General features: G+C 39.1%; 21 protein-coding genes. 2 read left to right on the plus strand and 19 right to left on the minus strand.

What is annotated here, in order from left to right; genetic code table 11:
* Positions 1-40: 40 nt before the first annotated feature.
* The 17 genes from PTQ34_RS01155 to mobB all read right to left on the minus strand — a co-directional run bounded on the left by PTQ34_RS01155 (position 41) and on the right by mobB (position 19,748).
* Positions 41-2,224: a RelA/SpoT family protein gene (locus tag PTQ34_RS01155; RefSeq protein WP_273931642.1), complete on the minus strand. Its 2,184-nt coding sequence runs from the start codon at positions 2,222-2,224 to the stop codon at positions 41-43.
* The gene (locus PTQ34_RS01160) at positions 2,224-2,421 is read right to left on the minus strand and encodes a DNA-directed RNA polymerase subunit omega (RefSeq protein WP_273930889.1); all 198 of its coding nucleotides are present in this window, start codon (positions 2,419-2,421) and stop codon (positions 2,224-2,226) included. The genes PTQ34_RS01155 and PTQ34_RS01160 overlap by 1 nt, the downstream gene beginning before the upstream one ends.
* Before the next feature lie 95 nt (positions 2,422-2,516).
* Complete coding sequence (pyrH, locus tag PTQ34_RS01165) at positions 2,517-3,230, minus strand: UMP kinase (protein WP_273930892.1); 714 nt, start codon at positions 3,228-3,230, stop codon at positions 2,517-2,519.
* Between the two features lie 59 nt (positions 3,231-3,289).
* A complete protein-coding gene (gene dapE, locus PTQ34_RS01170; RefSeq protein ID WP_273931643.1) occupies positions 3,290-4,387 on the minus strand; it encodes a succinyl-diaminopimelate desuccinylase in 1,098 nt (365 codons plus the stop codon).
* Positions 4,388-4,993, minus strand: a complete 606-nt coding sequence (locus PTQ34_RS01175) for a LysE family translocator (protein ID WP_273931644.1) — start codon at positions 4,991-4,993, stop codon at positions 4,388-4,390.
* A gap of 200 nt (positions 4,994-5,193) precedes the next feature.
* Positions 5,194-5,577 carry a type II toxin-antitoxin system VapC family toxin gene (locus PTQ34_RS01180; RefSeq protein ID WP_273931645.1) on the minus strand — a complete coding sequence of 128 codons (384 nt, stop codon included), beginning with the start codon at positions 5,575-5,577 and terminating at the stop codon, positions 5,194-5,196.
* A complete protein-coding gene (locus tag PTQ34_RS01185; protein ID WP_273930896.1) occupies positions 5,577-5,783 on the minus strand; it encodes a DUF2281 domain-containing protein in 207 nt (68 codons plus the stop codon). Before PTQ34_RS01185 ends, PTQ34_RS01180 begins: the two co-directional genes overlap by 1 nt.
* Before the next feature lie 204 nt (positions 5,784-5,987).
* Positions 5,988-8,828, minus strand: coding sequence for a class I SAM-dependent DNA methyltransferase (locus PTQ34_RS01190; RefSeq protein ID WP_273931646.1), 2,841 nt, complete (start codon positions 8,826-8,828; stop codon positions 5,988-5,990).
* 187 nt (positions 8,829-9,015) lie between these two features.
* A complete protein-coding gene (locus PTQ34_RS01195; protein WP_273931647.1) occupies positions 9,016-10,200 on the minus strand; it encodes an EAL domain-containing protein in 1,185 nt (394 codons plus the stop codon).
* A 351-nt stretch (positions 10,201-10,551) separates the two neighbouring features.
* Positions 10,552-12,741 (minus strand): endonuclease MutS2, encoded by a 2,190-nt coding sequence (locus PTQ34_RS01200; protein ID WP_273931648.1) that lies wholly within the window; start codon positions 12,739-12,741, stop codon positions 10,552-10,554.
* On the minus strand, positions 12,738-13,085 hold the full coding sequence (locus PTQ34_RS01205; protein WP_273931649.1) for a hypothetical protein: 348 nt from the start codon (positions 13,083-13,085) through the stop codon (positions 12,738-12,740). Before PTQ34_RS01205 ends, PTQ34_RS01200 begins: the two co-directional genes overlap by 4 nt.
* A gap of 393 nt (positions 13,086-13,478) precedes the next feature.
* Positions 13,479-14,408 carry a ferrochelatase gene (gene hemH / locus PTQ34_RS01210; RefSeq protein ID WP_273931650.1) on the minus strand — a complete coding sequence of 310 codons (930 nt, stop codon included), beginning with the start codon at positions 14,406-14,408 and terminating at the stop codon, positions 13,479-13,481.
* 9 nt (positions 14,409-14,417) lie between these two features.
* Positions 14,418-15,386, minus strand: coding sequence for a UDP-N-acetylmuramoyl-tripeptide--D-alanyl-D-alanine ligase (locus PTQ34_RS01215; RefSeq protein WP_273931651.1), 969 nt, complete (start codon positions 15,384-15,386; stop codon positions 14,418-14,420).
* A gap of 636 nt (positions 15,387-16,022) precedes the next feature.
* Entirely contained in the window at positions 16,023-17,939 is a 1,917-nt protein-coding gene (gene metG, locus PTQ34_RS01220; protein WP_273931652.1) for a methionine--tRNA ligase, read from the minus strand.
* Between the two features lie 281 nt (positions 17,940-18,220).
* Entirely contained in the window at positions 18,221-18,421 is a 201-nt protein-coding gene (locus tag PTQ34_RS01225) for a hypothetical protein (protein ID WP_273931653.1), read from the minus strand.
* Positions 18,409-19,248 carry a class 1 fructose-bisphosphatase gene (locus PTQ34_RS01230; RefSeq protein WP_273931654.1) on the minus strand — a complete coding sequence of 280 codons (840 nt, stop codon included), beginning with the start codon at positions 19,246-19,248 and terminating at the stop codon, positions 18,409-18,411. The genes PTQ34_RS01225 and PTQ34_RS01230 overlap by 13 nt, the downstream gene beginning before the upstream one ends.
* 2 nt (positions 19,249-19,250) lie before the next feature.
* The gene (gene mobB, locus PTQ34_RS01235) at positions 19,251-19,748 is read right to left on the minus strand and encodes a molybdopterin-guanine dinucleotide biosynthesis protein B (protein WP_273931655.1); all 498 of its coding nucleotides are present in this window, start codon (positions 19,746-19,748) and stop codon (positions 19,251-19,253) included.
* 97 nt (positions 19,749-19,845) lie between these two features.
* Here mobB and murJ point away from each other — a divergent pair, with 97 nt between their 5' ends.
* Positions 19,846-21,246 (plus strand): murein biosynthesis integral membrane protein MurJ, encoded by a 1,401-nt coding sequence (gene murJ / locus PTQ34_RS01240; RefSeq protein ID WP_273931656.1) that lies wholly within the window; start codon positions 19,846-19,848, stop codon positions 21,244-21,246.
* A gap of 44 nt (positions 21,247-21,290) precedes the next feature.
* Positions 21,291-22,682 carry a cysteine--tRNA ligase gene (gene cysS, locus PTQ34_RS01245; RefSeq protein WP_273931657.1) on the plus strand — a complete coding sequence of 464 codons (1,392 nt, stop codon included), beginning with the start codon at positions 21,291-21,293 and terminating at the stop codon, positions 22,680-22,682.
* A gap of 512 nt (positions 22,683-23,194) precedes the next feature.
* On the opposite strand, the gene PTQ34_RS01250 is transcribed toward cysS, so the two are convergent.
* Both PTQ34_RS01250 and PTQ34_RS01255 read right to left on the minus strand, forming a co-directional pair.
* On the minus strand, positions 23,195-23,428 hold the full coding sequence (locus PTQ34_RS01250) for a hypothetical protein (RefSeq protein ID WP_273931658.1): 234 nt from the start codon (positions 23,426-23,428) through the stop codon (positions 23,195-23,197).
* 3 nt (positions 23,429-23,431) lie between these two features.
* Positions 23,432-23,995: a hypothetical protein gene (locus PTQ34_RS01255; RefSeq protein ID WP_273931659.1), complete on the minus strand. Its 564-nt coding sequence runs from the start codon at positions 23,993-23,995 to the stop codon at positions 23,432-23,434.
* Between the last annotated feature and the right edge of the window lie 330 nt (positions 23,996-24,325).

A 24,325-nucleotide genomic window follows, 5' to 3' on the forward strand; every position in this document is an offset into this window, starting at 1 on the left:
TATTTAGATTCTACCAAGCTTAAACTCAAATCTAGAATTCCTAGCTAGAATAAGCATCAGCTAGCGAGCTAAACTCCACGATTTTATACTTATTTTTTAGGCTTTCCATTACCTTTTGGCTATCTACATTTTCTACTATTTGAACAACAAGCTCAAAGTACTCAGCACTATCTTCCTCGCCGCCATCAGCTAGATTTATGGTAACTAAGTCTATTTTTAGCTTAGCAAGGTCTGTTAAAAACTCAGCCAAAGACCCACGCTTATTCTCCAAGCTTAGTATGATTTTGTAGCGATCAGGTGCGACCTTTGTCCATTTTACAAAAATCATCTCTTCGCCACTTTCTACTAGCTTAGATGCGCGCTCGCAAAGCTTGTGGTGAACCACAGCTCTGTGTCCGTGGCGAAAGCCCATTATATCATCGCCACGCTTAGGGTTACAACAATAATCAAACTCGGCTGATGTTATTTTATAATTGCTATAAATAACAATATTATCGCATTTTTGTTTTTTGATTTCGTATTTTTTGCCAAGACCACCGATGCCAAGAATTTTATCTTTGCCGTATTTTTTAAGCGCATTTACCACATCTTGTAAAAACGCAGAATCAGTAGAAACCTTAAAGATTTTTTTGCTTAGATTTTCGCTTAATATCCAGCTTTCAATCACATCTACTGGGCGAGAGAAAATCGCTGAGATGATCTTTCTAGCGACTTTTTCGTTGATTTCACGCAGTTTTTGACGGCAGTAGTTGCGTATGGTTACCCTTGCTTTGCCAGTTTTTACGCTATTAAGCCAGCTGCAGCGCAACTTTGGCTCATCGCCAGTTATGATTCGCACGATATCGCCGTTTTTCAGCTCGGTTAGCAAAGGCACCTTGATTTTGTTTATATACGCTTCGCTTGCGTGAAGTCCTACCTCAGAGTGTATCTCATAAGCGTAGTCCAAAGCAGTAGCTCCCCTAGGCAGCGTAAAAATTCGCCCAGTTGGCGAGTAAACAGCGATATCTTCTACATACAAGCTATCTTTAGCAAACTCGTAGAGATCTTCTGGGGTTTTTTCATGCTCGTCGATTTGGCTGATGTCTTTTAGCCAGTCGGTTTTTACAGCTGCTGCACCGCTATGCTTATATTTCCAGTGAGCTGCTAGGCCGTATTCGGCGGTTTTATGCATATTAAAGGTACGGATTTGCGCCTCTATTATGCTTTGATCATCAAAAAGCGTAGTGTGCAAGGTGCGATATCCATTTTGCTTTGGCAGTGCGATATAGTCTTTAAACCTAGCGATAAGTGGATTAAAGTTCGTGTGTAAAATACCAAGCACCAAGTAGCAATCAAGCTCATCAGGCACGATGATACGCACAGCTAGCAAGTCTAAAATCTCCTCTAAGCTAATGCCTTTGCGCTGCATTTTTAGATAGATTGAGTAGTAGTGCTTGATGCGTTTTTGTATCTCAAAACTATCTTCGCTAAAGCCATTTGCTAGCAGCTGCTCGCTTACTTTTTGGCTAAACTCATTGATTTTTAGCTGCAGTTGTTGCTTGGCATCATTGATAAAATCATCGATTTTAGCATATTCTTCAGGCATAACATACTTGAAGGCTAGATCTTCAAGTATATTTTTTATAGCTGAAATTCCAAGTCTGTGGGCAATAGGCGCATACACTACAAGCGTTTCTTCTGCTATGCGCTTTTGCTTATCAGGGCGAAGAGCATCAAGTGTTAGCATATTGTGTAAGCGGTCGCACAGCTTAATAAATAGCACCCTAACATCCTCAATGCTAGCTAATAGCATTTTACGAAAGCTCATAGCCGAAGCAGTTAGCTTTTCGTTTGAGCTAGAGCTTACTAGCTCGTCTTTGCGAATTGCGACGATTTTGGTTAGTCCATTTACTAGCGAGCAGACATCCTTACCAAAGTCAAAGGTAAGCTGCTCCTCATCACACTCAGTATCCTCTACTACATCGTGTAAAAGTGCTGCTATTAGCATACTCTCATCGCCACCCATATGTGCGACAAATGAAGTTACCAAAATAGGATGTATGCTATAAGGCTCACCACTTTTTCTAGTTTGTCCATCGTGTGAGCTGATACAGTAGTCTACGGCTTTTAGCAAAATTCCAGTAGGTTTTGCTACGCTATATAAGATATCCTTTGCATCTTCAAGCGTGTGGCAAGCGCAAACTCTATCTATTAGCTCTTCTAGGCTATTATCACTGCGGTTCATTAGTCATCAATGCTTATTTTGCCCTCTGCGATTTCACGCAAAGCGATATCTACATTTTTTAGCTTAGCTGTATCATCTATGAGAGGCTCAGCACCATTTCCTAGTTGTTCTGCTCTTTTTGCTACGATTAAAGATAGCTTGTATCTATCATCGCCTACTTTTTCAAGGGCTTTTGTTATTATTTGTTCGCTTCTCATTTTCATCCTTTGTTTTAGTTTTGTGTTTTAGCCTCTTTGCTATATTTTGCTAGCAAAAACTAGCAAATAGTAACCACCACCGCAAGTATATTTTCTCATTTTACTATAGAACAGCCGCTTAGATCACCATCCACGATGATTTTAGCAAGGTTACCAGGCTCAAACATATTACACACCACAATCGGCAACTTATTATCCTTTGCTAGCGCAATTGATGTATCGTCCATTACCTTTATATCATCTCTTAAAGCATCATCGTAGCTTAGCGTGCTAAGCAGTTTTGCGCCTTCAAATTTATTTGGGTCTTTATCATACACGCCATTTACCTTTGTAGCCTTTATTATCATATCAGCCTCGATCTCCACAGCACGCAAAGTAGCCGCAGTATCAGTGGTAAAAAACGGATTTCCAGTCCCAGCTGCAAATATCACCGCACGACCTTTTTGAAGGTGGCGGATAGCCCTACCCATGATAAAAGTCTCGCAAATCGCTTCCATTTTGATAGCGCTTTGGACACGGACATTTAGCCCAAAATGCTCTAGGGCTTCTTTTAGCGCAATGGCGTTTATCACAGTAGCTAGCATACCCATGTGATCGCCGCTTGTGCGCTTTATGATGCCGCCTTGGCTAGCACTTACTCCACGGATGATGTTTCCACCGCCTATTACTATACCAGTCTCTACGCCTGCTATAGCTAGACTTTTTATCTCACCAGCGATATACTTGATAACCTCAGGTTCTATCCCAAAGCCAGAACTACCAGCTAGCGCCTCACCAGAAAACTTGACTAAAACTCGCTTAGGTTTCATTTTTATCCTTATACTCTACAAAAATTCGCAGATTTTAGCCAAAAAAGCCTTAAAAAGCGTTAAAAACTATCTATTAAATCGGTAAAAATCGCTTTTAGCTTTTTAACTTCATCTATGCTAACACGCTCGTTTATTTGATGAATTCTATCATTACACACGCCAAACTCCACCACACTCACGCCAAACTCGCTTAAATGTCTAGCATCGCTAGTACCACCTGTGGTGCTAAGATGCGGTATAGTCGTGCAGTGCTTTTCTATAGCCATTGAGATAGCACGCACGATTTTACTATTTTTATCACTTAGATAAGGCTTTGATGTCTGTGCGATATTTAGCTCAAAATCAAGCCCTGCAAACACGCTTTTAATGTAGTTTTCTACGCTCTCTAAGCTAGTTAGGTTTGAGTTTCGCACATTAAACATGATTTTAATATCGGCTGGAGTTACATTTACTACCTCCATACCACCTCTAATATCAGTTATCACGATTTTTGAAGGCTCAAAAAACTCGCTGCCCCCGTCCATATCATGCCCTGCTATTTTTGCTAGCAGTGGGGCTATTTGATGGACTGGATTTATACATTTGCTTGGATATGCTGCGTGACCTTGCTTGCCTCGCACTATGATTTTACCATTTATTGAGCCACGACGACCGATTTTGATAGTATCGCCAAACTGGACGCATGTAGGCTCAGCCACTAGAGCAAAATCAGGCAAAATTCCTTGTTTTTTCATATATTCTAGCACTTTTATTGTGCCGTATTTGCCATCGCCTTCTTCATCGCTAGTTATTATCATGCTAAGTGTGCCGTTAAATTTAGTCTTACTAGCATCTTTGCAGGCTGAAATAAACGCCGCCACGCCAGCTTTCATATCCTGCGCACCCCTTGCGTAGATAAAGCCATCTTTGCTAACAGGCTCAAAGGGATCACTATCCCAGCCCTGCCCAGGTGGCACCACATCTATATGCCCAGCAAAGCACAAATGCTCGCCACCTCCAAACTTACGCATCAAAAGCAGATTTTTCGTGCCGCCCTCGTCTATATTTGTGATAGTAAAATCATCCATAAGCATTGAAATATAATTCATCGCTCCATCGTCATTTGGCGTGATACTTTTAAAGCGCAAAAGCTCGGTTAAAATCTCTATTGTTTTCATCTAAATGTCCTTTAAAAATGTATTATAAATCAAAAACGCAGTAAAAAACAGCATCAGCACAGCCGAAACATACGAAAAAATTCTAGCCACTTTAGCGCTGATAATGCGCCTAGCAAGCGATGTTACAAGACTAAGCCCAAGCACCCAAGCAAAAAGCGCTAGTAGCACGCCAAAGGCTGCAATCATCCAGTTTGCGCTACTTGCGATCACGGATGAGAGCGAGAGCCAAAAGCCTATGATAAAAGGATTTATGCTATTTAGCCCAAGACCTTTTAAATAGCACGCAAGCAGGCTCTCGCCACGCTCTGTGCTAGTAATTTTAGCTAGCATTTTACTAGCGTTTTTGTAGCACGCCCATGTCATATAAAGCAAGAAAATCGCCCCAAAAATCGCAATGCTTTTAAAAATCCAAGGATTGTCAAATACTGCTAGCACGCCAAGGCTAAGTAGCACAAAGTAGAGTATGTCCGCACTCATCGCCCCCATCCCCAGAGCAAATCCACGCCCAAAAGAACTAAGCGAATAGTTCATTATAAGGATATTTAAAGGACCAATCGGTATAGCCACGCCAAGCCCTAGCAAAATGCCTGTGATAAAAGAATCCACAATTTACCTTATAATTTAAAATTGTGTAATTTTGCCTTTTTATTTTAAATTAAAGCTTAATTTTGCGCTTTTTTTTATTTGGTTTTCTTGTGGGTGCGGGGTTTTTTTAGGGAATTCTCTTTGTGAATTCTAGAATTCTAGTTTTGAATTCTAGGGAATTCTAATTTAAGGAATTCTAGAATTCCCTAGAATCACAAATATTATTTTCTTGCGTCCAAAGTTTTTATATCATATAAAAGTATATTTTCATCAGCTGTGATTAAACAAAGATTGTTTTCTAGTGCCTGAGCGATAAGTAGTCTATCAAAAGGGTCTTTATGAATATCAGCAAGATTTTTTAGTCTATCAATTTGCTTAGCATTTATTTCAAGCTTTAAAAAAGCACTTTTTATAAAAATGTTTTCAAGTTCGCTTATTTTGAGTTTTAAATCAATTTTATTTATACCTTGCTTTATCCCAAGCTCCCACAAAGTAGCAGTGCTATAAAAACAAAGGTTTTTCTCAATTGCATTCTTTGCTCTGCTACCTAGCTTTTCACTCCCCATAAAATACCAGAGCAAAACATGAGTATCAAGCAAATACATTACTCATAGTCCTTAAACTCATCAAGTGGCGCATCAAAATCATCGCTGATTTTTACGATTTTATCTTTTAGCAAGCCAAAGGCTGATTTTTGCTCATTTACAAACTCATCAAGCACAGTGATAATCACTTTTTGATTTTTCTGCGCTTTAAAGTTTTCAAAAGTCTTTATACTATCGCCATCAAAATATCCATTTGCCACTAGCATAACTTCTCCTTATTACAAATACCAAATTCTAGCATAATTTTTAGAATTTATAAATCTAAAATTCTAGAATTCCCTACTATGTCATCCTCGGGCTTGACCCGAGGATCTCTATAGGGAATTCTAAATTTATTTATAATGAGATCCCCCGATCAAGTCGGGGGATGACACAAGGCCAGGGAATTCTAGAATTCTAGATTGGGAATTCTAGAATTCCCTAGCTTTTACTTCTTTTTCGTAGCGAGTAAATAACTCTTTTACTATATCGCTTGGGGTGGCGGTTTTGTTTACGGCGTAGATTTTTAGCACGGCTTGGTCGTTTCTCTCGTGGGCTTTGCGCAAGTTTGCTGGCATTGTGAGTGGATTATACAAATCAGCCAAAGAACTATCACTAAACTCTGCCCTAGCATCTAGAATTCCTTGTGCTGCGGCTGTAAGTGTTTCTTTATCTTTTTCATCAAGACTAGCAAAAGGGAAGTTATTATAAACTATTGTATTGCTGTAACGATAGCGCGTTTCTAGTCTGCCTGCTACTGCTCTCATCCACTCCATATGAACCGAGCTTGTAAGAATAGCAAAATCAGCCAAAGTAGCATTTGGGATAAATTGTATAGCATCACTAGCGATAATATCACTTGATACAAAGCCGATAGGCACATAAATTCTATTTTCGCCCGAAACTCTTGGGATAACAATATAATTGCTTTTAGGTTGACGACATAGTTTAAAAATTGTAGGTTTATCAGCAAATTTTCTGGTGCCTTCCGATTTACTTTGTAATCTATTTTCTCTAACCGCTTTTATTCTATCCATAATAGGTGGAATTTTACTAAGTTCGCTAGGGTTAGCATTTACTAGCCAAAGACAATAGCGAAGTTTACCATTTATAAACTCTTCTGCTCCCATAAACTGCTTTATAAATTTATCAGCATTTGGATATTTAGCTAGAATTTCATCTTTTTCATCTTGGCTTAAAATCAAATTTCCGCCATCGTTTGGCTCTGAACCCCTAGTCATTTCTGGGACAAATTCACAAAGTGGCTTTGAGCGGCTTTCAATAGCAATATTTGGCGCATCTGCTAAATAGCCATTTATGTTACTAGCTGGAATTCTAGAATTCCCTGTAAAAATATATTTTTGGCTGCTGTTATTTAGGCTAAAACCTGCGATTATTACATAAACAGCTGCCATTTTTTTATCAGCTTTTTCTTTTTTGCCTGTGCCAAAATCTACGCTATTATCCCATTTAAAGCTAGTGTAGGCAAAGTCTATGCTAACTCCACTTTCAAATAGTGGTTTCCACAGCAATGCTACTTGCTCGCCTTGGCAAATGCTATTTGTAGCGACAAAGGCTGTGCGAGTTTTTGGGCTTTGTTTCATATACTCGCAAGCTTTGAAAAACCAAGCTGTAACATAGTCTAAATTGCCTTCGTTTTTGGCGTTATTGCTAGCTTTTATTAAATCTGCTTTTTGTGTTTCATTCATCATTCTTGCGCCGACAAAAGGCGGATTGCCGATGATAAAATCAGCCTTAGGGCAATGCTCATGCCACGAAACATCAAAAGCATTAGCACAAAGGATATTTTCAAAATCACGCAAAGGCAAATACTCTAAGTTTGTGTGAATTAGCTCGTTAGTGGCTTTGCGCATTTGCTTGTCTGCGATATGTAGGGCTGTTTTGGCTACTGCGGTGGCAAAAGAGTTTATTTCTATGCCATAAAAGTTATTTATATCCACGCAAATGCCACAGGTATCAAAGCCCTCTAAAACGCCTTGAAATGTGCCGCTTTTGTCTGTAAAACGCTCTTTTAGAGCTTTGTTTTCTAGCTCACGTAAGCATAAAAAGGTCTGAGTAAGAAAATTCCCGCTGCCGCAAGCTGGGTCAAAAAAGCAAAGCGAGCCAAGCTTTTTTTGGAATTCTATTAGCTTTTTATCTTTTGTGTCTTTTTGCTTGATAGCGATTATTTCATCTAGCTCGCTTTCTAGCTTATCTAAAAATAGCGGCTTTATGAGCTTTTCAATGTTTTCTATGCTAGTGTAGTGCATGCCGCCGCTGCGTCTGGTCTCTGGATTTAGCGTGCTTTCAAAAAGTCCGCCAAAAATCGTAGGACTAATAAGAGAAAAATCAAAGCCAAAAGTAGCTTCATTAATGATAAGCTCGGCTAATTTGTCGTTAAACTGCGGTATGTTTTCATCGTAAAACTCAAAAAGTCCGCCGTTTGTGTAAGGAAAGGCTAGAAGCTCTGGGTCTGCAAACTTGCTGCGCTTGTGCTCTGGTGTAGAGAGCATGCTAAAAACATCTAAAATCGCTTGACGCATGTTTGCTTTGTGCGTGGCAAGATATGCGCCAAACATATCGTGCCTTGTAAAAACGCCGCTATCATCGGCATAAAAGCAAAACACAAGGCGAGTTAAAAGCATATTTATACTAGCAAAATCCTGCTCGCTTGGCTCGCCGCTTGGCGTGGCGGCTGCGTAGAGTGCGATTAGCTCGTCTTGGATTTGTTTTATGAGCCTTGCTGCTTTAAAGCTTAGTTCGCTTTGCTTAGCAAGGGCAAGGGCTTTTAGCTCATCGTTTTTGCTCTCGTTTAAAAAGGTAAAGCGGTGGATTTGCTTTGTAAGGTCTGTGAAGTTTATTATCTGCGGTGGGTCTTTGGGGCTTTCCATATCGTGGATGTGAAACTCATCAAAGTTGCAAACGATGATATAGCGTGCTTTTTGGCTATAAGGTAGCTCGTCATTGTAGCGCCCCGCTTGCTCAAAAGGCGTTAGCTCGCTACCATCGCTTTGCTTTTTAGCTTTGTTTAAGTCTATGCCTGAGCTTTTTTGTTCTATCAAGGTCTTTGCGTGTGGGATATAAGCGTCAATAAAGCTTGTGTGGCCGAGTGGGACTGTTTTTTCAAAATTTATTTTTTGCGTTGGCTCATCTACAAAAATACCTAGAAAATCTATCCAAAAGCTCTGTGCGTCGCTTTTTTCATTACTTTTGTCTTTGTATTTTTGGATAAAATATTTTGCGGCTTGTTCTAGCTCTTTTGTACTTTTCATCTGCTTGCCTTTATTATAAAATCTAGAATTCCTAGGGCAAAAAAGCTAAGGAATTCTAGAATTCTAGGATAAAAATTCTAGGAATTCTAGAATTTCTAAAAATACCCCCTAACCCCCAAAAATCTAGAATTCCTAGAATAAAATCTAGAATTCCTAAGGCAAAATCTAGAATTCCTAAGCTAGTTTGTTAAAACTCAGCTCGTGGCTGCCCTAAATAAAAGCCTTGAAACTCATCTATACCAAGCTCTAAGCATTTATTATAGATTTGCTCGTTTGCTACATACTCAGCGATAGTTTTTGCCCCAAGGTGCTTAGCAAAGCCGATTATCGTCTCTGCCATTTTTCTAGCCTTTTCATCCTCGCAAATGCGCTTGATGATTTCTCCATCGATTTTGATATAATCAGGCACAATCTCTAAGAGCAAATTAAAGTTTGAAAAACCAGAGCCAAAGTCGTCTACTGCGATTTTGACGCCTCTTTCTCTTAGGGCTTGGATGTAGTATTTGACCTTTGATGAATTGCTTGCGCAAAGATTTTCGTTTTCTAAAATCTCTACTATCACACGATTGCCTATTTTGCGACGGTCGATTTCTTTGATGATTAGATCCCTAAGTGGGTTTGCTATCATATCAGAGATTGACATATTTATGCTTAAAGCTACCTCGGTATTGTCATTAATGCGAGAAAAGGCTTGTAAAATCAGCTTTTTAGATAGATCTACATAGCGTTTGATGTGGCGCGAATACTCCAAAAACACGCCAGGCAGTATCGCACGCCCATCGCTATCAACGATGCGAGCTAGCGTTTCATACTTGCTAATCTTGCCATCTCTATCAAAAATTGGCTGAAAATACGGCACAATCTTATCATCGCTCATCGCTTTTTCTATCAAATCATAGATAAACTTTTCGCGCTCAAGCTTGCTTGCTAAGCCCAAATCATCGCTATAAAGCACATAATCAAGCTTGTGAGTTTTAGCAAACTCTAGTGCCATGAGAGCCTCATTTAGCACATTTTTTTGCCCAAAAGCCCCGCCAATGCTAGTAGAAATGTGAATGCGGATGTCCTTGCAAGCAATCTCATAGCCCTTAAAAAACGAGCTAAGCTCGGCGCAGAGCTTTTCTATATCGCAGTATCTAGGGCAAAATAGCACAAAGCGCACATCGCCCAAGCGTCTAACCTCAAGTCCGCAAAAACTAGCAAAATCACGCAATTTTTTATCAAAAATATTTATAATATTTTCTATAGCTTTTTTGCTATAAGAGGTGATGATTCTATCGTAGTCATCGATTTTTATCGCTATCATTGACAAAAATCCTAGCTTTTTTAGCTCGCTTTCAAGCAAAAACTTTTTTTTGTAAAAATAATTCATTTTTTATCCTTTTAAAACTAAAATTTAGAATTCCTAGGAATTCTAAATTTAGGAATTCTAGAATTCCCAGGAATTCTAAATTTAGGAATTCTAGAATTCCCAGGAATTCTAAATTTAGGAATTCTAGAATTCCTAGGAATTCTAAATTTAGGAATTCTAGAATTCCCAGGAATTCTAAATTTAGGAATTCTAGAATTCCCAGGAATTCTAAATTTAGGAATTCTAGAATTCCCAGGAATTCTTAAATTTAGGAATTCTTAAATTTAGGAATTCTTAAATTTAGGAATTCTTAAATTTAGGAATTCTAGATTTAAGAATTCTAGAATTCCTAGAAATTTCACAAGCCCTGCCCTATAATTTCACAATCTTTGAGCCAAAGCCACCTTCGTTTGGGGCCCCATCTCTAAAGCCCTTTATGCTAGGATGAGCTTTTAAAAACTCCTTTACTGCGTAAGCTAGCTTGCCAGTGCCTATGCCGTGCTTTATAAGCACTTCATCAAGCCCAGCTAAAAGCGCATCAGAGATGAACTTATCAAGCCTCTCTACTGCCTCTTGGCTACGCAGTCCGTGCAAGTCTATCATCACGCTAGCAGAGCGCGCAGCCTCTACTTTTACCTGCGCTGTGGCTGGGGACTGCACTATCACGCCGCCTTTTTTTAGCGAGGTTAGCGGCACACGCATTTTTATGCCGTTTGCTTCTATGTTAGCATCATTTTTGCTTAGACTTAGCACCTTGGCTTTGATATTGCCATATTTTACGCTATCGCCGATTTTTAGCACAGGTGCTGGGGCAATTTGTGGTTTTTCTATGGCTTTTGCTAGCTCGTTTGCTTTGTTTATGCTGCGCTGCTTTTCTTTGGTATCTTTTAGATTTATAGCTTTTTTTGCCTCGCTAATTGCGTAGAAAAACTCTCTTTCAAGCTTGGCTCTAAGCGCTTTTAGCTCGTCATTTGCGGCGATTTTTTGCTCTTTTAGATTTTCTATTAGACTATCAAGCTTTGCGCTTTTTTCATCAGTGGCTTTTATTTTAGTTTTTAGCTCAAGCTCCAAGTTTATTGCTTTTGTGATCGCTTCATTAAAGCTCTCGCCCCCACCTAGCTTTCTAGCAGCTTCTACTATACTTGGCGGCACGCTGTAGCGCAAAGCTGTCTCAAAAGCATAAGATTTACCGATAATCCCAGCTAAAAACTCGTATTTTGGACGAGAGTTTTTCTCATCGTATAAAGCCGCTAGAAGCTCTACATTTTCGTTTTTAGATAGATTTAGCGCAAGCTGTTTGTGATGCGTGGTGATTATCATTTTGATACCATTTTTGATAAGCTCTTCAATCAATACGCTATATAGCGCAGCTGCCTCAGCAGCGTCAGTGCCTAGCTCTATCTCATCCACGCCTAAAAGTAGATTTTTTTTGCCAAAAAGCTTGCTCCAGCTTTGCATACGACCAGCGAAGGTTGATATATCGTCTTTTACATTTTGTGGATCTTCTATGATTGCATCAATTTCTTTAAAAGAGCTGATTTTGCTCTTGCTAGCATTTATTGAAAGAGGTAGCAAGTATTTTGCGCAAAATGCAGCACTTAGCACGCTTTTTAGCAGCATTGATTTACCGCCTGCGTTTACGCCAGTTACTAGTAGGACTGAGCGAGTAAAATCTATACTAATTCGCTTGGGATTTTTTAGCGCAGGGTGAGCAAACTCACAAAGCTTAATAACTCCGTCATTACTAGGCATAACAAAGCTATAATCACGACTTCTAGCAAAAAACACTCTAGCTAAAAGTGCGTCTATATAATCAAATGCGCCATCAATAAAGCGCAAAAACTTCACATTTTGGCTAAAAAGCGCAGAAATGCGCTTAGCGTGTTCGTAAATAATCTCTTCTTTGCGGTCCAGCAGTGCGCTTTGCTCGTTTTTTAGGGCTTCAATGCTACTAGGAAATACATAAAAATACCCAGCTTGCGTGCGTCCCATGACAGCACCTTTTATACTAGCATTAAAGCCACCTCTAAGTAGCAAGCACTCGCATCCGCTGATAAAATGCACATTAAAATCAACTAAATAGTTAGCAAGCGACTTTGAGCGCATGAGCGAGCGCAAGCTCTCATCAATCTGGCTTTTTAAACGCCTCATGGCCTCGTTAATGCTAATAAGCCTTTCATCAACGCTGTCTTTTAGCTCGCCATTTTCTGCAAAATAAGAACAAATTTCAGCAATTTTATCAGGAATTTCAATCTTGGCTAGATATTCATCAGTTTTTGTGCCGATTTGCTGATTTTTTAGGTAAATAAAATAGCTAATAATCTTGCTAAACTCGTATATTTCGCTAATATGAAGCACTGCCATGAGCCCTAGCCTTTCAATAGCATCACTTAGTGCTATTACTGGCTTTGGCGCACTTAGGTTTGCGCTACTAAGCTCACCAAGCCTAGCAAAGTTTAGGGCTAGATCACCATTTACAAAAAGCGGTTTTTGCCTAGCTAAAAAACTCTCAAAGCTAGAAATATACGCACTCAAATCAAGCTTAGCAATCAAATCTTTCATTGCTCTTTTATCTCGCAGTCTTTGATCGCTATGATTTGACCGGCAAAAGCTTTTGCGCCTTTTTTAGCCACAAAACTTTGCGTGCCATACTCAAAGTTAAAATTGCTCGCATTTACCTCCAAAGCACCGCATTTTAGGCTTTTGCCTTGTTCATAAGCTAGTAGTAGTTCTGTGCTTTCATTTTGTGAGTTTTGCGAACTTTGGCTGAAAAAATACACTCCACCAAAAATTAGCACAAGCACCACTAAAATCACGCCTTTACTCTTTTTACTGATGATTTCATCGCTTAAAGCTATGATTAAAAGCACTGCTAAAAGCAAAATTAAAAACAAAATTATGCGCATTTTTTATCCTAAATTTTTCTTTGATTTTAGCATAAAAATTGCTATTTTTGCTAGGGAATTCTAGTTTTTTGTTAGGATTTTTGGGGGTGCGGGGGTATTTTAGACGGAATTTTGAACGGAATTTTAGAATTCCATAAAATTCGTCATTGAGGGGTAAAGCGAAGCAATCTCATTTGTTAAGTTTTGAACGAGATTGCTTCGGTCGCTCTGCTCCCTCGCAATGACGGAATTTTCACAATGACGGAATTTTAGAATTCCTTAGCACTGGCAATTCTAGTACCCTGCGTCTAGTGTGGTTAATCGCCTTGGTGGCGGTGCAAGGATAGAACAGATAGTTCATCTGGGGCCACCACTTAAAGGCGATTAGTCAAAATAGATGTGCGAGACGATTTGCTAACACGAGTTTTCACATTTTTGGATGATATAATTCACAAACCCATCACTATCATTTGGTGCCTTTACCACAGCATATTTTGCTACGCCCACCTTGCTAGCGTGTTCTCTAAACATTATATCAAGCTCAAAATCACTCTCTGAACAATCTATACAAAAGCTAATAGGATAAACAAGCACATTTTGCCCTTTTAGCCCTTCTAAAACAGCAGAGATATTAGGCCCCAGCCACTCCACAGGCCCAAGGCGACTTTGATAAGCTAGATGAATGCCTTTAAAATCTAAGCTCTTGCTAAGCAAGCTAACATGCGCATTTATGTGCTTTTCGTATAAATCTCCAGCTTTTATAATGCTAACTGGCAGGCTGTGAGCTGAGAAAATCAAATGCGTATCATTTGGGCTAAATCCGTTCTCGGCGCAGGTTTTTTTAATATCATTTATCAAAATTTTATTAAAACTCTCATCTGCATAAAAAGGCTCTATTATTTTAATCCCACTGATTTCATGCATTTTAGCAGCTGCGGTGGCATCATCTAGGCTTGAGAGCACCGTAGTTTGCGAGTGGTGCGGATATAGTGGGAAAAAGGTGATTTTCTTAGCACCTTTGTAGCGAGCCAAAACATCCTTAGCAAAAGGCGGCGTGTAGTTCATAGCAAAGTCAAAATGAAAGCGATTTTGCGCTGCGTTTAGCTTTTCACACAGGCTTTTGCTAAGCCCTGCGATAGGCGATTTGCCACCAAGTGCCTTGTAGCTCTCACTGGCTTCTTTTTGTCTCATAGCGGTTATAAACCAGGCTAAAATACTGCGCAAAAACGCTGATTTTAGTGGCAAAATATATTTGTCATTAAACATATTTTTTAAAAAAACCTTAACCTCACTAAGGTTATTTGGCCCACCCATATTTAGTAAAATTACTATTTCTTTATCCATTTTTATCCATTAAAATAATGTATTTTCAATCACTTTAGCTGGCATTAGCATCTCTTTTAGCTCGTTATAGTCGCAAAATACTAGCGCAAAACGCCTAAAACTAAGAGCTTTTAGCTCGCTAAGGCTATGAAATTCTATCAATTTTGCGTTAACAAAGTTTTTATTTTTTTTCATATTTTTTGGCAAAGCTAGCACAAAATCACCTTCAATTTTTTTGTTAAAATAGCTAAAAACAAGCTCCAAAATCTCCTCATCATTTACGCAGATAAAAGCCCTGTTTGAGGGGCTAAAAGGTTCGTTATTTACCCCCACAAAAAGTGGCTTAAAATACTCAAAATCTCTAAAATCTTTTAGAACAAACTCGCTAAAATTAACACTAGCAAAAAAATCTAGAATTCCTAAAAACTCAGGCAAAAAAACAGGACTTAAAGGCAAATCATAATGCCTGCTAGCAAAGACAAAATCGCTATAAAAAAGCGACTGCGACCTGCTTTTTACGCTATTTATCACCCCAAGTTCGCAGCCATCAAAGCTAAGATTTTTTAGCCCCTTATCATTTGGCGCAAAAATCATCTCGCCCTGCTTAGATTTTTTTAGCGCAAAATACGCCTCAGCAAGACTTTTTGGCAATAAAGAAAAATCTCCGCTTAGGCAATTTAAGAGAGCGATTTGTATTTTGCTAGCAAAGATGATTTTAATATTTTTTTGGCTGATTTCATAGCGCAACAGCCGCAAAATCGCAGTATCTACATCATTGCAGTGCAAAAAAGCCACCTCGCTATCAAAAGGCTCAATATCGCCTACAATAGCGTAAGCACCATTATTTACAGCGATTTTTGCGCTCTTTAAATTAGGGGCAAAAAAGCACTCGCCAGCTCTAATTTTTCTCTCATCAAAGCAAAAGCCACAAATCTCGCTGATAATAGGCTCGCTAAGCAGTTTTGCGCCTAAGATTCCGGCTAAGTTTTGTATATTCAAAATCACCCTTTTGCTTTTAAAATCTAGCTAGAGGAATTCTAGAATTCCTAAGAATAGTTCTAGAATTCCCTAAGTCTTGTGTCATCCCCCGACTTGACTTTCTTTGTCATCCCCCGACTTGATCGGGGGATCTCATCACAATAAATCTAGAATTCCCTATAGAGATCCTCGGGTCAAGCCCGAGGATGACATAGTAGGGAATTCTAGAATTCCTAGATAAATTCTATAATTCCTAGAGATTGCTTCAGTCGCTTTGCTCCATTGCAATGACGCAGAGAATTCTAGAATTCTCTATAGAGATCACCCAAAGGGGCTGGGGGATGACAAGAAATTCTAGAATTCCTAAGACTAAAAATACCCCCTAACCCCCAACCAGCGGATGCGAAGCAAAAAACGCAGATAAGGCAAGAGAATTCTAGAATTCCTAGCTTCGGTCGCTTTGCTCCCTCGCAATGACGCAGAGAATTCTAGATTTCCCTATAGAGATCCCCCAAATGGGCTGGGGATGACATAGTAAGGAATTCTAAATAGAGATTGCTTCAGTTGCTTTGCTCCCCCCTCAATGACGCAGAGAATTCTAGAATTCCCTAGCAAAACAGCAATTCTACTGCGCCGAACTAAACTCACGCAAGATGTTTAGCCTACAATTGCGCCGTTTTTGACTGGGGCGTGCGCGCCAAGTAGCACTAGCTTGCGGCCGCCATCTTCACTTTCAGCACTTAGTATCATTCCCTGAGATTCTAGCCCCATGATTTTTGCTGGTTTTAGGTTTGCTAGAACGCAGACTTGCTTGCCTACAAGCTCGCTAGCATTATAAAACTTCGCAATACCACTCAATATCTGCCTAGGCGCACTCTCGCCCAAATCCACCTTAAACTTCAAAAGCTTCGAGCTGCCCTCTACATTTTCACACTCAAGCACAGTGCCGACTTTGATCTCGCATTTAGCAAAATCATCGATTTTGATCTGCTCACTTTGTGGTTCATTTTGCGCCTCAGGCGGCGTCATAAGCTCGTTTTCTACCTTATTAAATAGTGAATCACAGGCTTTTGTAGTAAAGTCTTTTGTAGAATTTTGTGTAATAAAATGTGTAAAATTCTCTGTATTTATCTCAAAGCCCATGGTATCAGCGATTTTAGCAGCTGTTTTTGGCAAGGCTGGGCTTAGCAAAATAGCTGCTTTTGCTAGCAGGTTCGCACACAGTGCCACCACAGCATTTGCGCCATCTCTGTCTCCGTTTTTTACCAGCGTCCATGGCTCATACTTTGCTACAGCGGCGTTTGCGATGTTTAGCACACGCCAGATTTCTTCAAGGTAGCGGCTCATATTTGCTTCATCTATTTCTTTTAGCGCAGTATTTATATGCCCCTTAGCAGCGTCCAGCTCTTCTTTGTGCTTAGCTTCTAGCTTGCTAGCATCTATTTTATACTCTGAGTACTTTGAGCTCATGCCTACGATGCGAGATAGCAGATTGCCAAGGTCGTTACAAAGCTCGCTATTTATGCGGTCAATAAGTGCTCTTTGGCTAAAATCGCCATCTTGTCCAAAAGGCACTTCACGCAGCAAAAAGTATCTAAACTGCTCTATTCCATACGCAGCGGCTACTTCTTTTGGATTTACGATATTGCCTTTGCTTTTGCTCATTTTTTGCCCATCTCTTGTCCACCAGCCATGCGCAGCTACCATTTTTGGCAAAGGCAGACCAAGACTTAGCAAAAACGCCGGCCAAAAAACAGCATGAAAGCGCAAAATATCCTTACCGATGATGTGAACTCCACAATCATTGAAATGTGCCATATTGCCCTGCCCTGCTAGATTTAGCGTGCCGTTCTGCTCTAGTCCAAGTGGCGAGAGATAAGCAAACAAAGCATCTAGCCATACATAAACCACATGCTTTGGCTCATTTAAAATACTTGGCAGACTAATACCCCAGCTAAAGCTCGTGCGAGTTATTGAAAGGTCTTTTAAACCACTTTTAACAAAGTTTATAACCTCATTTTTCTTGCCTCTTGGCAGTATGCATTTATCGCTTTCATACCACTCAAGTAGCTTTTTTTCGTATTTGCTAAGGGCAAAAAAGTAGCTTTCTTCTTTGATAATGCTAGTTTTTTTGCCACAATCTGGGCAAAACTCGCCATCAATTAGCTGATTTGCTGGAAAATAGCTCTCACAGCTTACGCAGTAGTTACCCTCATACTCACCTTTATATATATCGCCACTTTCATACATACGCGCAAAGACAGCCTTGACAGCCCTTTCGTGGCTCTCATCAGTAGTTCGCACGAAGTGATCATAGCTGATATCAAAGCTATCCCAAAGCGCTCTAAACTCAGCACTTATCTTATCAGACATTTGTTTTGGTTTTAGGTTGTTTTTAGCAGCAGCCCCCTCAATTTTTTGTCCGTGTTCATCTGTGCCAGTGATGAAAAAAACATCATCGCCCTTTAAGCGGTAAAAGCGTGCTAAAGTATCGCAAATAATAGTAGTATAAGCATGCCCGATATGCGGTATGTCATTTACATAGTAAATCGGGCTAGTTATTAGTCTTTTCATTTTTATCCTTTGTTTTGGAATTCAAAAAAGTTCTTAAAACTCTTTGGAATTACAAAATATCATTTTTTATCCTTTTTTTATTCTAGAATTCCCTAGGGAATTCTAGAATTCCAAATTCTAAATTCTGGAATTCCAAATTCTAGAATTCCAAACCTAGCTTTTAAGCAAGTATCGTGCGCCAGATGTGGCTAAACTAAGCGAAGTGCGAATGAGACGGGCTTATTGCCCGTCGCAGTGTAGCACAAGCGAAGTTTAGTCGCAGATGGTGTGCGAGACGCAGCTTAAAAAGCAAAGCCCTTGTCTTCACCATCACACATTTTATCATACGCCGCCTTAACATAGCTATGACGCAAATCACAGCTAAAAAAACTCTCGCAGCCAAAGCAACTTTCTTTGCCTTGCTTTGCGATTTGACACTCTTTTAAAGCCTTGGTTTTATTTTCAAGCTGGGCTATAAAAGCACTACTTTCTACGCTAGACATGCTTTAACCTTGTCTATTTCATACTTTGAGCCAAAGTAGCATGGGCTAGTTTGATGGACTTTTTCTAGGCTGATTTCAAGCAGTCTTTTACCATCATTATCCACAGCATATCCCCCTGCAAGCTCGTAAATAAAAGCAAAAGGCAAAACTTCAAAACTAAGTCTTAACTTACCTTTTGGCGCATCGCTAGTGGCTGGATAACTAAAAAGCCCACCGCCTTTTAGCAAAATTTGATGTAAATCACTTACCATAGCCCCAGAATATCTTAGGCGATAACCCTCATCAAATAGCGATTTTATAAGCTCTTTATGCTTTTCATCCCAGCCTTTTTGAGACCCACCTGTAGCATTTAACTTGCCTTTTTCTTTTAATCTTAGCTCGCTAGCAAAAGCAAAATCGCCATTTTTATCAAGCCTAAAAAGCTCTACTTTGTCTTTGGCAATCACCAGCTCTGTTCGTGGACCATAAACGCTATATACGCTAGCAACTAGATTTGCTGGATTTAATGAGCCTTTATAAATACCAAAAATTGATCCCACAGCGAAATTCACATCCACAAGCGAACTACCATCAAGTGGGTCGTAGGCTACGATATACTCGCCATCTCCGCTTACTTTTAGAGCCTCTTCTTTTTCTTCGCTTACTAGTTCTTTTACTAAGTTTATTTTGCTTAGCGTTTTTGTGATTATTTCATCGCTTAGCACATCTAGTTTTAGCTGGGTATCACCGGTGGCGTTTTGATTAGCCGTGTAGCCAAAATCGCTGTATTTTAAAGCCTGTGCTATGTCCTTTACAGCTGTTTTTATACCATCAAAAATTTCTTTCATTTTCACACCTTTTTTGCGTTTTTATCTATCCAAGCAATTATATTTTCTATATCATCAAGCCCAAATCTAGGGCTTAATCTCTCATCATCTAAATTTGTAACAAAAGCATCGCTGATGCCCAAATACTCATCATTTATCTCATCTCGCAGCACAGATATCCTAGGCAGCGGCAGGTTTTTAAAGCCCTCTATTAGCAAATAATCAAACTCACTAAAAAGTCCCAAAATATCGCTAAGTCCAGTATTATCAGCCCTTTTAAAAATGCTAGTTCGCTTAGGGCTTAGCACAGCGACATCTGCGCCACTCTCAAAAAACTTCGCGCTGTCCTTTGGCTCACCAAATTCATTTAAAGCAGTATCAAAAACAGCCTTATCCTTTGGGTCGTGCTTGATGATAGCAACCTTAAAGCCACGCTTTTTTAATGCCTTTGAAATCTTACAAATTAGCGTAGTTTTACCACTATTTGAAGCGCCAGTGAAGCAAAGAGCAAGCTGTTTCATCAAAATCCTTATAAAAAACTAGAATTCTAGCCTAAACTTGCTTAAAAAATAAAATTTTTAGCTAAAATTGCGCTTAAAAAATTTAAAAGTAAAAACATTGATAAAACATTTTTTCTCAAACTCAGCTGGTATTTTTGTCTCTCGCATTTTGGGCTTTTTGCGTGATTTGCTCATCGCTAGTCACCTTGGAGCTAGCGTATGGAGCGATATTTTTGTGATTGCCTTTAAACTGCCAAATCTTTTTCGCAGACTTTTTGGTGAGGGAGCTTTTACTCAAGCTTTTTTGCCCCACCTTGTAAAAGCACGCAAAAAAGGACTTTTTATAGCTAGCACACTTGTTAGTTTTACTCTTATTATGCTAGTGCTTACAGCTCTTGTTATGCTCTTTGCGCCGCTATTTACTATGCTTTTAGCAGGTGGCTTTGATGAGGCAAGCATAGCACTTGCTGTGCCGCTGGTGCGGATAAACTTTTGGTATCTTATTCTTATATTTTTAGTTACGCTTTTTGCCTCGCTTTTACAGTATAAAGGCCACTTTGCCACATCTGCTTTTTCTACCGCTTTGCTTAATATTTCAATGATAGCAGCTCTACTTCTAGCGCAGGATAAAAAAGCAAATGAGGCTGTGTATTACCTTAGCTACGGCGTGGTAGCAGGCGGTGCGCTGCAGGTTATTTTGCATATTTTTATGCTTTATAGACTACATTTGCTGCCTTTAATAGCCCTTGGCTTAAAGGCTTTGGCAAAAGGCAAAAGAAGCGAGCACAAAGGCTTTTGGGGCTCTTTTGGTGCTGGCGTGCTAGGTAGTTCATCAGCGCAGTTAAGCGATTTTATAAGCTCTTTTATTGCTAGCTTTTTGATGGCTGGTTCTATTAGCTATTTATACTACGCAAACCGCATTTTTCAGCTCCCACTTGCCCTTTTTGCCATTGCGCTTAGCACGGCAATTTTCCCAAAAATCTCTAGGCAAATCAAAGCCCAAAACGAACAAGGCGCAAAAATCTTGCTTAGCAAGGGTTTTTATTTTTTGCTTGCTTTGTTATTAGCAGCTAGCGTGGGCGGCATTATACTAGCAAAGCCTATTATTTTTATTCTTTTTGAGCGTGGGGAGTTTGGCAGGGCAAACACGCTTGAGTGCGCATTTGCTTTACAAATGACTTTAGTTGGACTACTGCCTTTTGGGCTATATAAGCTCTTTTCGCTGTGGCTATATGCTAAAATGAAGCAAAAACTAGCCGCAAAAATCTCTATTATTTCGCTGATTTTAAATGTGATTTTAAGCCTTGTTCTATTTAGACTGGGTGCTGCTGGGCTTGCGCTAGCTGGTTCGCTTAGCGGATATTTCATATTTTTTGCTGCTATTTACTACTTTGGAGTGCTAGAATTCGCTAAAATCTTAAAAAACTTTAAGCTTATTTTGGTTTTAGGCGCAAATGCTCTTTTTGCCGTGCTTTTATGGCTAGCTTTACCATATATTGAGAGTTTTTTAGGAATTTAAGCAAAATTTGCTAAAATCACGCAAAAATTAAAAAAGGATAAAAAATGAAAATCTACGACTCAGCTCACAAAGAAAAGCTTGATTTTATCCCTGCAAACGAGCCAAACACCGTTAATATCTATGTTTGCGGGCCTACTGTCTATGATGATGCGCATTTGGGACACGCTAGAAGCTCTATTAGCTTTGATTTGCTGCGGCGCGTGCTTTGCGAGCTTGGATTTAGCGTGAGGTTTGCTAGAAACTACACTGATATAGATGATAAAATTTTACACAAAATGACCACCACAGGTAAAAGCTTAGAGCAGATCACCGAGCATTATATAGCAAGCTTTGAGGCCGATATGAAAGCTATGAATGTGCTTGAGCCTGATTTTAAGCCAAAGGCTACTGAGAGCATTGCTGATATTATCGCTTATATCAAAAAGCTTGAAGCAAACGGCGCAGCGTATATAGTTGAAGGTGATGGTGTGTATTTTGATACTAGCTTGGATGATGAGTATTTAAGCCTCTCAGGCCGCAAGGATGAAAACTTACAAGCCAGAGTCGAGCGAGAGGCGCATAAAAAAAATGAAAAAGACTTTGCTTTGTGGAAGTTTGATGAGAACTACTACGACGCGCCTTTTGGCAAAGGCAGACCTGGCTGGCACAGCGAGTGCGTGGCGATGATATATAGGATTTTTAAGCCAAAAGAAGGACAAAAGTATCAAATAGACATCCACTGCGGCGGCTCTGATCTGATTTTTCCCCATCACGAAAACGAGGCCGCACAGTGCCGCTGTGCTTGTAAGCAAAATCTAGCCAAATACTGGATGCATAATGGTTTTGTGCAAATTAACAATGAAAAAATGAGCAAAAGCCTAGGCAATTCATTTTTCATAAAAGACGCTCTTAAAATCGCCCCTGGCGAGGCTTTGCGCTTTTATCTTTTAAGCACGCATTATAGGGCAAACTTTAATTATAGCATTGATGATCTAAGTGCGAGCAAAAAGCGCCTTGATAAAATCTACCGCCTAAAAAAGCGCCTTAGTGGCGTAGCAGCTAGCGAGGTAAATGCTAGCTTTAAGCAGGGAATTCTAGATTTTCTAAGCGATGATCTAAACATCTCAGGCGCTTTGGCTACGCTTGATGAGATGGTAAATGACGCAAACGCAGCCCTAGATAACTCGCCAAAAGACAAGGCGCTAAAGGCGCAAACCGTGGCAAACTTAGATTTTGTTAGGCATGTTTTTGGCATACTAGAAAATGACGAGAATGAGTGGTTTCAGTGGGGTGTGAGCGATACGCTAAAAGAGCGCATAAACTCTCTTATCGCTGCTCGCCAGACTGCTAAAAAAGACAAAAACTTCGAGCTAGCTGATAGCATTAGAAGTGAGCTTGGCGAGCTTGGTGTGGAGCTTATGGACACCCCAGCTGGCACTGTGTGGGAGAAAATCTAGGCTTTTTAGGAATTCTAGAATTCCTACAATAAAATCTAGAATTCCCTAGAATAAAACCACTAAAAACGCAGATAAAGCAAGAGAATTCTAGATTTTAGCGGGGTTTTAGGGGCAACAGCCCCTAAGGGTTTAGGGCGTAGCCCTTATAAAATTTGCGAGCTGGGCTAGATTTATCTAGCTGGGAAGCGAGCTAAAAAAATTCTAAAATTCCTAAGGCTATCTCACCCCCCCCCCCAGCTTGACTGGGGGATCTCATCACAGAGAATTTCAAAATTCCGTCATTGCGGAAATTCCGTCATTGCGAGGGAACAAAGCGACCGAAGCAATCTCTAGGAATTCTAGAATTTCTAAGACTAAATCTAGAATTCCAAAAATAAAATTCTAGAATTCCCTAGATTTTTATTTTCTTTTATCTATCGGCTGGCTCAGCCCTGCGAGACGCTAAAATCACCAGCAGTATTTAATATAAGCTTATATGTGATTTTTTCTCCTTTTTCTAGCTCATTTATTTTTCACACATCATTCATTAACGCCAAAGAACTAACCGCAAAATTAGCTTTTGTTAATACATCTGGTTTTACTCCTTTTGCTAAATAATAAATTTCAACAGAACTCAAACCAACCTTAGCCGTATCAATAGCTAAACTAATTGTATCATTAGTTTTACCAAAATAATTTTCCCAAAAAGAATTATAATTATTGCTATTTGAAATAACAGCAATTAAGTCATCTAAAATTTTACTCATAGGTTATTCCTTATTTTTTTTGTTTTTACTTTTTACCAAATCATAGAACACAAGCTCAGATAATATAAAACCTAAAATTAAAGCCATAGAAATAATTCCACCAAAAAAGAAGCCTGTAAATGTGTCTTTAAAGCTTTTTAATGAACTTAAATAATCATATTTTTTTAACACTTCTGCTTTTTCATTTTGTAATTGTTCAACCCTTTTCATGCTTGAAAGAAAATATTTTGAGGCATAAATTTTTACCCATTTTCCCATTACACTATTATAAATTTTTTCATCTCTTTTGTGTATTTCAAAATGTTTTACATCTCCATTAATCTGTTCTAGCTTTAAAGTCCCAACGCCATTTTTTGTGCTATAACCAGTATATATAACTTTACCACTAAATTTATCCATTTTTTCAAGCGGTGTTCCATCAGGACTAGCTAGCCATAACAAAAAAAGGCTACTAATACATAATCCAGAACAAAAAAAACTGCATAAACGAAATAATTCTCTTCTATTAGCCAAAAATTTTTGATAAATACTTTCGTTAATTTCAGCCAACTTTTCTTTTATTTTCATTTTAACTCTTTTAAATATTAAATTTTGGTAAAAATCATTGAATTTCAAACCAAAAACACAGATAAAACAAGAGAATTCTAGAATTCCCTAGTTTTTTTCAGCCACTACCGCGAAGTTTAAAGGACAGCGCAAATCTAAAATTCCTAAACAAAATTCTAGAATTTCAAAAGAGAATTCCTTAAACTTGAATTCCCAGAATTTAGAATTCCCACAAACTAGAATTCCTTAATCTAAAATTCCCAAGCTAAATTCTAGAATTCCTAAGCATAAAACTAAAATTCCTAAGCTAAAATCTAGAATTCCTTAAAGATTGCTTCGGCTTTTTTAAAG

Origin of the sequence: Campylobacter magnus (genome assembly GCF_028649595.1) — a bacterium.
Classification (GTDB): domain Bacteria; phylum Campylobacterota; class Campylobacteria; order Campylobacterales; family Campylobacteraceae; genus Campylobacter; species Campylobacter magnus.